At 48.0% G+C, this 9,637-nt stretch carries 11 protein-coding genes; all 11 read left to right on the top strand.

Going from position 1 to position 9,637, the window contains the following annotated elements:
• Positions 1-243: 243 nt before the first annotated feature.
• The 11 genes from FJM65_RS19420 to traK all read left to right on the top strand — a co-directional run bounded on the left by FJM65_RS19420 (position 244) and on the right by traK (position 9,631).
• A complete protein-coding gene (locus tag FJM65_RS19420) occupies positions 244-1,821 on the top strand; it encodes a relaxase/mobilization nuclease domain-containing protein (protein ID WP_140455371.1) in 1,578 nt (525 codons plus the stop codon).
• 20 nt (positions 1,822-1,841) lie between these two features.
• A complete protein-coding gene (locus tag FJM65_RS19415; protein ID WP_018480016.1) occupies positions 1,842-2,471 on the top strand; it encodes a ParA family protein in 630 nt (209 codons plus the stop codon).
• A 72-nt stretch (positions 2,472-2,543) separates the two neighbouring features.
• On the top strand, positions 2,544-3,038 hold the full coding sequence (locus tag FJM65_RS19410; protein ID WP_140455370.1) for a hypothetical protein: 495 nt from the start codon (positions 2,544-2,546) through the stop codon (positions 3,036-3,038).
• Between the two features lie 154 nt (positions 3,039-3,192).
• Positions 3,193-3,603: a hypothetical protein gene (locus FJM65_RS19405; protein WP_140455369.1), complete on the top strand. Its 411-nt coding sequence runs from the start codon at positions 3,193-3,195 to the stop codon at positions 3,601-3,603.
• 24 nt (positions 3,604-3,627) lie between these two features.
• The gene (locus FJM65_RS19400; protein ID WP_025603778.1) at positions 3,628-3,921 is read left to right on the top strand and encodes a DUF4134 domain-containing protein; all 294 of its coding nucleotides are present in this window, start codon (positions 3,628-3,630) and stop codon (positions 3,919-3,921) included.
• A 3-nt stretch (positions 3,922-3,924) separates the two neighbouring features.
• Entirely contained in the window at positions 3,925-4,227 is a 303-nt protein-coding gene (locus FJM65_RS19395; protein ID WP_140455368.1) for a DUF4133 domain-containing protein, read from the top strand.
• Between the two features lie 48 nt (positions 4,228-4,275).
• The gene (locus tag FJM65_RS19390; RefSeq protein ID WP_140455367.1) at positions 4,276-6,720 is read left to right on the top strand and encodes a TraG family conjugative transposon ATPase; all 2,445 of its coding nucleotides are present in this window, start codon (positions 4,276-4,278) and stop codon (positions 6,718-6,720) included.
• Complete coding sequence (locus tag FJM65_RS19385) at positions 6,695-7,366, top strand: plasmid transfer protein (RefSeq protein WP_140455366.1); 672 nt, start codon at positions 6,695-6,697, stop codon at positions 7,364-7,366. Before FJM65_RS19390 ends, FJM65_RS19385 begins: the two co-directional genes overlap by 26 nt.
• A gap of 15 nt (positions 7,367-7,381) precedes the next feature.
• Positions 7,382-8,005, top strand: a complete 624-nt coding sequence (locus FJM65_RS19380) for a hypothetical protein (RefSeq protein WP_140623712.1) — start codon at positions 7,382-7,384, stop codon at positions 8,003-8,005.
• Positions 8,006-8,009: 4 nt separating this feature from the next.
• The gene (locus FJM65_RS19375) at positions 8,010-9,005 is read left to right on the top strand and encodes a plasmid transfer protein (RefSeq protein WP_140455364.1); all 996 of its coding nucleotides are present in this window, start codon (positions 8,010-8,012) and stop codon (positions 9,003-9,005) included.
• 17 nt (positions 9,006-9,022) lie between these two features.
• Positions 9,023-9,631, top strand: coding sequence for a conjugative transposon protein TraK (traK, locus tag FJM65_RS19370; protein WP_007661352.1), 609 nt, complete (start codon positions 9,023-9,025; stop codon positions 9,629-9,631).
• Positions 9,632-9,637 lie beyond the last annotated feature (6 nt).

Here is a 9,637-nt window from a genome sequence, read left to right as displayed (position 1 = left end):
TTAATAAGTAAGAATTAATAAGTAAGAATTAATAAGTAAGAATTAATAAGTAAGAATTAATAAGTAAGAATTAATAAGTAAGAATTAATAAGTCTTAACTGTTAAATATTAAGCTTTATGTTATAAATAAAAAATAATAACTATTAACTAAAATGTAATAGTTTAAAATTGTTAAATAATATATAGTAGCTTTTATGCAAAAGTTATTATTTGTTATATTTTTGAAGCGTTAATGAGTGGGCTATGATCGTGAAAATCCTTTCTGCCGCTGCCGGGTTCAATGGCGTTGTTTACAATGAAGAGAAAAGAGCACAGGGTGCAGCTCAGCTGCTCAAGGCTGAGAACTTCGGTTTCTTGAACCTGGCTGCGGGAAGCCTGAAGCAGGAGGATTACATCAGGTACATGACGTTGGTGGCAAACACAAACGAGTCAGTGCTAAAGTCCCAGTTCCATGCCATTATTTCCTGTAAGGGAAGGGAGAAGAGTGCGGAGGAACTCCTGGAAATCGCGGAGGAATACCTCCAGCGCATGGGGTACCATGACAACCCCTACCTTATCTACTTTCATTCAGATACTGCGCACAACCATGTACACATGGTGTCTACCAGGGTAAGCAAAGAGGGGAAGAAGGTAAACGACAAGTATGAAAACGTAAGGTCTCAGAAAGTGATGCAGGAGATTCTGATGCAGGATGTGGCATACGAGGTAAAAGCATACTTGACTAAAACGCTGGCATATGGATTTTCCTCTGAAGCTCAGTTTAAGTTACTGCTCGAAAGGGAAGGCGTGAAGGTCACGGAGAAGGAGGGGCAGTACCAGTTCATTAAGTACGGTTCAATGGTGCATGCCTTTGCAAGGAAAGAAGTTGCTGACAGGATAGCAAAGTATAAAGCACCAAATGCGCGTGTAGGGCAGCTGAAAGCCATATTCCGCAAGTATAAACGAGGCCTAACGGTGGAGCAGTTCTCCGGGCTATTAAAGGAAAAGTTCGGGATAGAGCTGGTGGTGCACCAGGCAAAGGGGAAGAGCACTCCCTATGGCTACACGATTCTCGACCATGCCAGCAAACAGGTGCTAAAGGGTTCCCAGGTGATGAAGCTCGATGAGCTGCTTTCTGGTGTTAACAGAGAAGATAAAATACAGGCTGGACGGGAGCTTATAGCCAAGCTTTCTGCAGACAGGGGGCTGTGCTACACCGGCTTCAAGAGACAGCTGGAGGCAACTGGGCTCCTGATCAACAAAAAGGGAGAGATCCGCATCAAGGGAGATGAAGAAGGCAGCATCCCTGTTCTGATGCTTGATAAGGCCCGTGTCAGGGAGCTGCTTTACCAGGAAAGGCTGCAGGAGGCACGGCAGTACACCGTGGCGAGCGATAAGGATATAAAGCTGCTTTCCAGGCTGTTTTTTGTAAAGCAGTCGGATCTGTCGGTTGCGAAGGCTTCTGACCCTCTGGAGAAGGAGGTGGTGGCCGCCAAGCTGCACAGCGGCCTTGCCAGCGGCAGGCCGCTGCAGGAAATCCTGGACAGTTGCGGCTGGAGCATCGCTCATTCAGACGGAAAGCACTTCCTGGTTGATCATCAGCAGAAACAGGTATATGCCTGGGTAGATCTGACAAAAGAGAGGCCTGAATTTCATGCTGTGAAGGTTGTTGAGCTCGATAAGGGTAGTGATCGGGCGAGAGAGGAAAGGCTGCAGGACGCATGGACCCAGTCTTCCGGGGCCATCGGTCAACTGGCAGCTTCTATGCTTTACCTTATGGAGTCGAACCTCGGACCTGATCAGGGAGAGAATAGGAAGAGAAAGAATCAACGAAAACGATAATATACATAGACGATTAATACATGAAAATTGTAGTAGCAAACCAAAAAGGAGGGGTAGGCAAGTCCACCACCTGTATACTGCTGGCTAACTATCTGGCCTTGGAGAAAAAGGACAATGTAATCATCCTGGATATGGACTTTCAGGACTCCATCTACTCCAGATGGGAGAAGGAGAAGGAGCTGTATGCCAATGACCCACTGTACGAGGTTATCAAGATGGAGGTAGAGGAGTACCCGAAATACAAGGTGCATATTGACAGTCTGCAAGGGGGGCATGTTATTATGGACATGCCTGGCAGGCTGGACACGAACGAGCTTATTGCTGTATACCAGGATGCTGAAGTAATCGTCTGTCCGTTTTCCTATGAAAAAATGACTTTTGAGTCCACCATGTTCTTTGTTCAGGTGGCCAAGCACGTTAACCCGCAGGTAAGGATTGTGTTCCTGCCAAACCGCCTGAAGTCCTCCGTGAACTATGAATTGAAAGCTGCCGTGGATGAGCAGCTGGCGCAGTTCGGCACTGTGGCTCCGGCGCTGCCAGACCGTGTAGGATTTCAACGCATAGATACCGTATCGATCTCTTCGGATATTCGAGGGGTGCTCGATAATTCTTTTGGGTATATATATAATGAGTATTTAGAGACAATATAGAAGATTCTTTAAATAAAATTTATATTAATATTCAATAATTGAAACATTTTAATTAAATAACGTATATTATTCATGGCTACAGCAGGTAACAAAGGGTTTGACATCAAGAGCTTTAAGCAAAGCATAGGACAGGCTCCTCAGCAGAAAAACGCAGAAGAGAAAGCTGTTCAACCAGTTCCTGAGGAAAAAGAAGAGATGGCGCCCGCAGTTTCAAAATCGGGCAAAAAAGGTGAAAAGCCTAAGGCTTCTTCTACCGCTACAGCAGGCAAAAAGCAGGAGGCGCCTTCCTCGAAAAAGACAGCTGCAAAGGCTTCGGGTAAAGCAGCGTCAGGTTTGAGCTTTGAACAACTGCTTGCTGAGCTCGATAGTGCGAAGGATGAGTTTACCTTTACCTCCAAAACAGTTTATGTGGACGTGCATATACACGAAGTGCTAGACCTGCTGAAGAAAAAAGGAGGGATCAAAATCAATGTGCTGGCAAGCTACCTGTTTGCCAAATTTATTGAAGAGCATAAAGAGGAGATCCAAAGGCTCCGAGATAGAACGGATAACAAGTTCTTGAACTAAGCTGAATCTATAACATTAGGTAAAAAAGTATATAAATAAATAATCTAATCTTAAAATATACGTATAAGTATAAAACCGTATTTCATATCGATTATATATTTAAAGTAGGAATGTCTAGTTTGTAAATTGATGTTTTAACTTAAATTATATAGCTATGTCTTGGGGCGTTTTCTTTGCTACGGTAGCAGTACTCTATGTGCTTTATTATGCAGGTAACCTGTTATTTGACCTGTACCTTCGAAATGCAAAAGGCGTAGCCGCAGATATGGTGGCGCAGTACAGTGTTTCAGATTTAGTAGACACTACAGAGGCACCCCAAGACATTGTGGACGAGGATTACCTGGAGGAAGAATTCGAGGAGGATTATGAGGATTACGAGCAGGAGGAGCAACCCTTGGATAGCGGTCTCCAAGAATATCCTGTTACAGCCGACGGGCATGCCTTTGCGCACCAGACGGCCTCTGAGAATAGTGTCGCCATGCCCGTGATAGGGCAGGGGATACCCCTAGAGGAGTTCCTTCAGAACGCCAGGCGACTTTCAAACGCAATACCTTTTTCTTCATAAATTTTTAACTCAATGACAGAGATTATGAAAAAGTTACTTGCTATGCTCGTATTGGTAGTCCTCGCTGTCCCATCTTCCTTTGCTCAAGGGGCCGGAGGCATTGATGCCGGAGCCTCTGAACTCCAAACTTACATTGACCCTGTAGGCAACCTAATCCTGGTCATCGGAGCTATTGTTGGCCTGATTGGGGGAGTTAGGGTGTACATCAAGTGGAACTCCGGAGACCAGGACACACAAAAGGCTGTCATGGGGTGGATGGGGTCCTGTGTATTCCTGATGGTGGTGGGGGTGGTGATCAAAGCCTTCTTCGGCTTGTAAGCCGTGGCTCCTGAAGCTAACAGAGGATTTAATGTCTACAAGGGGCTGCAAAAACCCCTTGTATTTAAGTCCTTGAAAGGTAGATATATCTACTGGGGCCTGGCCTCCGTTCTAACTGGCTTCTTTGCGGCAGTTGTCTTATCTGTTTCGCTCAACTTCTTTTCAGGTCTGGTAGCCTTGGTGGTCGTGACTTTCGGCGGTATGGGGTTTACGGCTATGCAGCAGAAGAAAGGGTTGCATCATAAAACGAAGTCCAAAGGGGTATACATCATGCCCGCACAATGGAGGCGCTCTGCACGAAGATAGGAGTCTGGCCCTGGCAGCACAATTTTAACGTCATCACTTTTCTTAGCCATGAAAAAGCAGCGGTTTGGTCTGCCATACATTGGCATAGACCGTCATGCCCATGATATTCTATATCATGAGCGCGGAGACTATTCGGTTATCATCAAAGTACAAAATCCAGCCCTGCAGTACTGTGCAGACGTGGAGGCATACTATCTCTTCCACCAGACCTTTGCCAACATCGTTAAAATTCTAGGCGCAGGCTACACCCTTCAGAAAACGGACATACTAGCCAGGAAGCGCTATGTGCCGAAGCAAACGGATGATCTCCTGAGTCAGAAATTTCAGGAGGCATTTGCAGGAAGAGAGTACCTGGATGTTTCTACATACCTGACTATAACAAGGGACGTGCGGCGCTCCAGCTTCTTTACATATGACGAGAAAGACTTCAAAGCATTCCAGCGGAACGTTGCCAAAGTGCTGGACATACTGGAGAGCAGGTCTTTCAAGCCCTATGCTCTGAAAGAGATAGAGGTGAAGAAGTTTATTTCCCGCATTCTTGCCTTCAACTTTTCCGATGAGGTTTATGCGCTCAATAACCTCCTTGCCTCAGAGGAAGGCCTGCAAGTTGGTGACAGCGTTATCCGATGTATCTCGCTTGTGGACATAGATGAGATCAACTTTCCGTCCAATCTTAAGCCAAACACAGCGCTTCACATAGGGTACAGCCTCCCGGTAGACCTGATGCATTTTCTGCACCAGGTGCCAGGTTGTGACTGCCTGGTGTACAACCAGGTGATCCAAATCCCTGATCAGCGCCATGAATTGGCCAGGCTGCAGGCCAAAAGAAAGAAACACCTCTCCATGCCTGACCCGGCCAATGATCTGAGTGTGCAGGATATTGATCAGGTGATGGCCGATATCGCCAAGGATAACCAGCTGCTCGTGTACGGACACTACAGCGTGCTGCTTTCAGCCAGAGAAAAGGAGATAGACCGTGCCGCTAACTATCTGGAAAGCGCTTTGTTTTCCATTGGTATTATTCCCTCCCGAAACGCATATAACCAACTCGAACTATTCCGGTGTGCCTTGCCCGGCAATAGTTCGGAGCTTAAAGTATATGATAAATTTTTGACTACTTCAGACGCGGCCTTATGTCTGCTTTTTAAAGAACGTTTGCTGCAAAGTGAGTCATCCAGCTTTCAGGTATACTTCACGGACCGACAGGGGATTCCTATCACGATTGACACAAGTGATGCGCCCATCTTCTCAGGCCGGATGAATAACCGTAACAAGTTCGTGTTGGGGCCTTCGGGAGCGGGGAAGTCATTTTTCATGAACCACCTGATCCGGCAGTATGCCCTGCAGGACACAGATGTTATTTTGGTGGATACCGGGCACAGTTATTCTGGGCTGTGTGCCTACTACAGGGGCCGCTACATTACCTACTCCGAAGAGCAGCCTATTACGATGAACCCCTTCCGGATCTCTGCTGCCGAATTCAACGAGGAGAAGCGGGAGTTTCTCAAGTCATTGGTGGGCCTGCTCTGGAAAGGTGCCGAGGGCACTGTCAGCCAAATTGAGGACAGTGTCCTCTCTTCCGTTATCACTTCCTATTACCAATACTACTTTGAAAACGGCTTGGAGAGCAGCTATCTTTCCTTCCAGTCCTTCTATGACTTCTCCATCAGAAAGATCGACGAGATCACGCAAAAAGAGTCCATTGACTTTGACCTGACCAGTTATCGCTTTATCCTCAAGAAGTTCTGCAAAGGGGAGGCGTATGGGCAGATCCTGAACAACGAGATGGATACCACCCTGTTCGATGAACCCTTCATTGTCTTTGAAATAGATGCCATCAAGGAGCATAAGATTCTTTTCCCGATCACCACCCTGATTATCATGGATGTGTTCCTTCAGAAGATGCGCCACAAGAAGAACCGTAAGGCGCTCATCATTGAGGAGGCCTGGAAGGCCATTGCCTCTCCGCTGATGGCCGGCTATATCCTCTACGTCTATAAAACGGTTCGCAAATTCTGGGGAGAGGCCGTGGTCGTGACACAGGAGCTGGATGATATCATCGGCAATGTTGTGGTTAAGAACTCCGTCATCAACAACTCCGATACCATCTGCCTGTTGGACCAGACCAAGTTCAAGGACAATTTCGATGAGATCGCCGCGCTGCTCTCTATCAATGAGGTGGAGCGCAAGAAGATATTTACCATCAACAGCCTCGACAACAAAGAGGGGCGGGGCCGCTTCAAGGAAGTCTACATCAAGCGCGGGGCTTCCGGTGAGGTGTACGGCGTGGAGGTGTCGCTGGAAGAGTACCTGACCTTCACCACCGAGCGCCAGGAAAAAGAGGCCATGCAAGTGTACCTGAGCAAGTATGGGGATTTCAGGGAAGCCCTGGAAAGGTTTGTCGCAGACTTCAGGGCCTCGGGGCTCAAGCTAAATGAATTTGTTCAACTGATTTTGCAACGCAGCTATGAAAAAGTACCTCTACACGCTTAGCTTCATGAGCCTGCTAACAGGTCATGTACTAGCCCAGCAGGTTGTTTTTGACCCGGCGGTCGTCTCCACACTTGTTGTGAATCATACGGCCCAGCAGGCGGCCTTAAACGACATTAAGGAAAACGAAGGAAAGATTGCGGCCCTGCAGACGACCATCAGCCTGAAGATGACGCAGATCAAAGAGCTGGAGGAAAAGATGTACAACTCTCTCAAATCCGTTCAATCCATTATCGGGCAGAGTAAAAATATTATTTATGCCTCCCAAATTGCCGCAGACATAGGCCACTACCAAAACCAAATGATGGAACTGGCGCGCGGTGATAACGAGTTGCTCCTGATTGCCGCCAAGACAGAGCTGGAGCTGCTCAACCGTACATCCGATCTGTTTACCTATATCTACCAGGTGGCTGTCATCGGCACGGATGTGAACCTGATGAACAATGCCGACAGGCTCACCCTTATCCGCCACGTGGTGGACGAGCTGCGGGTGATGCGGGGCCTAGCCTATTCCATTACCCGAAAGATGCGTGTGGCCAAGTACGCGGGACTTTTGAAGACCATGAACCCGATGGGACTTGCCTATCCTGACAACAGCCAGGCGATCATCCGCTCCCTGATGGATGAGTACAAGGCAATCAAGAAGTAAATTATCTCTATGGCTATGAATTCAATAATTGTACCCACTTTATGCCTGGCCCTGCTTCCTGGCCTCTTTACAGATGCTCTAGGGCAAGGCGTGCAGCCAGTTAATAGTAAAAACACAAGGTACCAACTGGAGCGGGAGGTTGTTACTCGTTGGGGAAAGTTCAACCCGAAATGGTACTTTATTCTGTTTCATAACAAGTACAGGAAAGGGCCTGACAGGCGGAACATGCTGCAGCTTGCCCCTACCATGGCTTTGCTGAACCAGAACAGGGTGAAGGCCCAGGCGCAGGAGGAAGCAATAAGCCAGGTATATGAGCAGGAGATGTTCAAGTTTGCCGACAGGTCCCTGAATAAGGGATACCACCTCCTTTATAAAAAGAAGATTGATGAACTTAACACAGCCCTATTGGGGATGAATGCTGAGGCGGTGCAGGCCGGGGTGCAGGCAGATTATATTTTGGCCATCCATGCCGAGCGGGATAGAATCAACGCCGACATCGAGATAATCCTGGACGCTTACCTGGACGATGCCAAAAAGGGGGAGCAGCTGCGGGTATACATCGGGGAGCTTACAGCATTGAGGAATGATTTCAGGCGGCTCATTTCTCTCTTTAAAACGAGTCAGGACCTAACCGACTGATGCCATGCGTGAATTGATCGATAAAGCCATATTTGACCTGTTCGACGGGCTCTTTCTCAATATACAGGATTTGGTGAGTGTTTTCCTGTATGATGCGCAGGCGCTTTGCGCCATCAGCATGCTGCTGTACTTCGGCCTGGAGGCTTACAAAATGATGGCCGGGGATGAAACGCTTCGCATCATGCCTTTGCTGCGTCCTTTCGCCCTGACACTGGTGATTGTTTTCTGGCCAGGATTTATCGACGCGGTGAACCTGCCGCTGCAGCTAGTCAATGATCAGGCAAAAGGCATGTACGGCGCGCAAGTAGACCAGGTGGAGGATTTGCACAGGGAACGCCTCGCGCTGGTGGACAGTGTGGCCCGGAAGCTCTCTGAGAGCAGCGCCGAGTTTGAGCGTATTGAGAGTGAGGCCAGTGACGCGAGCTGGTACGAAACGATGGGGATTGACCTGCAACCCCTGTTTAACAAAATGAAAGGCTATTACCTGATGCTGATGGCCAAGCTGCACTTTACGGCGATGATGGTGGTGGAGTGGATTGTGATCAGCATCTTTCAGGTATGCTCCTACATTATCTATTTCCTGCAGATCATCTTTGCAGGCATTCTGGTGATCCTGGGCCCCTTCTCCTTTGCCCTTAGCGTGCTGCCGGGCTTTCGGGACTCCTACCTGGCCTGGATTGCCCGCTATATTTCCGTAGGGCTGTACTCGGGACTGGGCTATATCATTATGTCCATCTCCTTTGTACTGGTCAAGTATGGGTTGATGAAGGAAATAGATATCCTGAAGGCAGTACTGGGCAACGAAGAGATGTTCATTGCCTACGTTTCCTTCCCCTCGGGCGGCATCAGTTTCTACATCGTCTCCTTGATTGTGGGAGGATTGGCCATGCTGACCATTCCCATTATTTCCACCTGGATCGTGCACACCACGGGTGTGGGTAATGCCATTGGTACAATGGCAGGAGGAGCTGCGAAGGCGGCCGGAGGAATTTTAAAATAAACTAAAAAGCGCTTGCTATGATAAACAACCTCGAAAAGAAAATGAAGCTGGCATTTGCCGTGAGTATCGGCAGCTTTATCTCCTCCATCATTATAGTAGGTACGGTTTGCGCCTTTGCCTTTCGTTATGCCGAGGAGCAGAGGAAGAAGATTTATGTGATTGACCACTCGGTGCCGCTCTTGGTGGAGCAGACCGAGCTGGGGGTAAACCGGACAGTAGAGTACAAGTCGCACGTGAACATGTTTCACCTGCTCTTCTTCACGCTACCTCCAGATGACGCCTACATCAAGAATAACATCTCCAAGGCCATGTACCTGGTGGATGAGTCCGGTCTGGCACAATACAACAACCTGAAGGAGAAGGGCTATTACAACCAGATCCTGGCGAGCTCTGCGGTTTTGACGATCAAAACCGATAGCGTTAAAGTGGACGAAAACAGGCACTTTACCTACTACGCCACACAGCGCATTGAGCGGGAGACCTCTGTGATGAAAAGACTTCTTGTCACAGAGGGGGATCTTGAGGAAGTGCCGCGCACAGAGAACAACCCCCATGGACTTTTGATAAAGAACTGGAAAACGGTCATGAACAAGGACTTGGAGTATGTCGAGAAGAAATCCTTTTAGCGGTAA

Source organism: Pontibacter mangrovi, from assembly GCF_006385705.1.
GTDB classification, from domain to species: Bacteria; Bacteroidota; Bacteroidia; order Cytophagales; family Hymenobacteraceae; genus Pontibacter; species Pontibacter mangrovi.
Note: the sequence above shows the minus strand (reverse complement) of the source record. Positions and strands in the feature narration are given on the sequence as shown.

Excerpts from the sequence above, each read along its gene's own strand:
- FJM65_RS19420 (WP_140455371.1), top strand. The coding sequence starts at position 244 with ATGATCGTGAAAATCCTTTCTGCCGCTGCCGGGTTCAATGGCGTTGTT.
- FJM65_RS19415 (WP_018480016.1), top strand. The coding sequence starts at position 1,842 with ATGAAAATTGTAGTAGCAAACCAAAAAGGAGGGGTAGGCAAGTCCACC.
- FJM65_RS19410 (WP_140455370.1), top strand. The coding sequence starts at position 2,544 with ATGGCTACAGCAGGTAACAAAGGGTTTGACATCAAGAGCTTTAAGCAA.
- FJM65_RS19405 (WP_140455369.1), top strand. The coding sequence starts at position 3,193 with ATGTCTTGGGGCGTTTTCTTTGCTACGGTAGCAGTACTCTATGTGCTT.
- FJM65_RS19400 (WP_025603778.1), top strand. The coding sequence starts at position 3,628 with ATGAAAAAGTTACTTGCTATGCTCGTATTGGTAGTCCTCGCTGTCCCA.
- FJM65_RS19390 (WP_140455367.1), top strand. The coding sequence starts at position 4,276 with ATGAAAAAGCAGCGGTTTGGTCTGCCATACATTGGCATAGACCGTCAT.
- FJM65_RS19385 (WP_140455366.1), top strand. The coding sequence starts at position 6,695 with ATGAAAAAGTACCTCTACACGCTTAGCTTCATGAGCCTGCTAACAGGT.
- FJM65_RS19380 (WP_140623712.1), top strand. The coding sequence starts at position 7,382 with ATGAATTCAATAATTGTACCCACTTTATGCCTGGCCCTGCTTCCTGGC.
- FJM65_RS19375 (WP_140455364.1), top strand. The coding sequence starts at position 8,010 with ATGCGTGAATTGATCGATAAAGCCATATTTGACCTGTTCGACGGGCTC.
- traK (WP_007661352.1), top strand. The coding sequence starts at position 9,023 with ATGATAAACAACCTCGAAAAGAAAATGAAGCTGGCATTTGCCGTGAGT.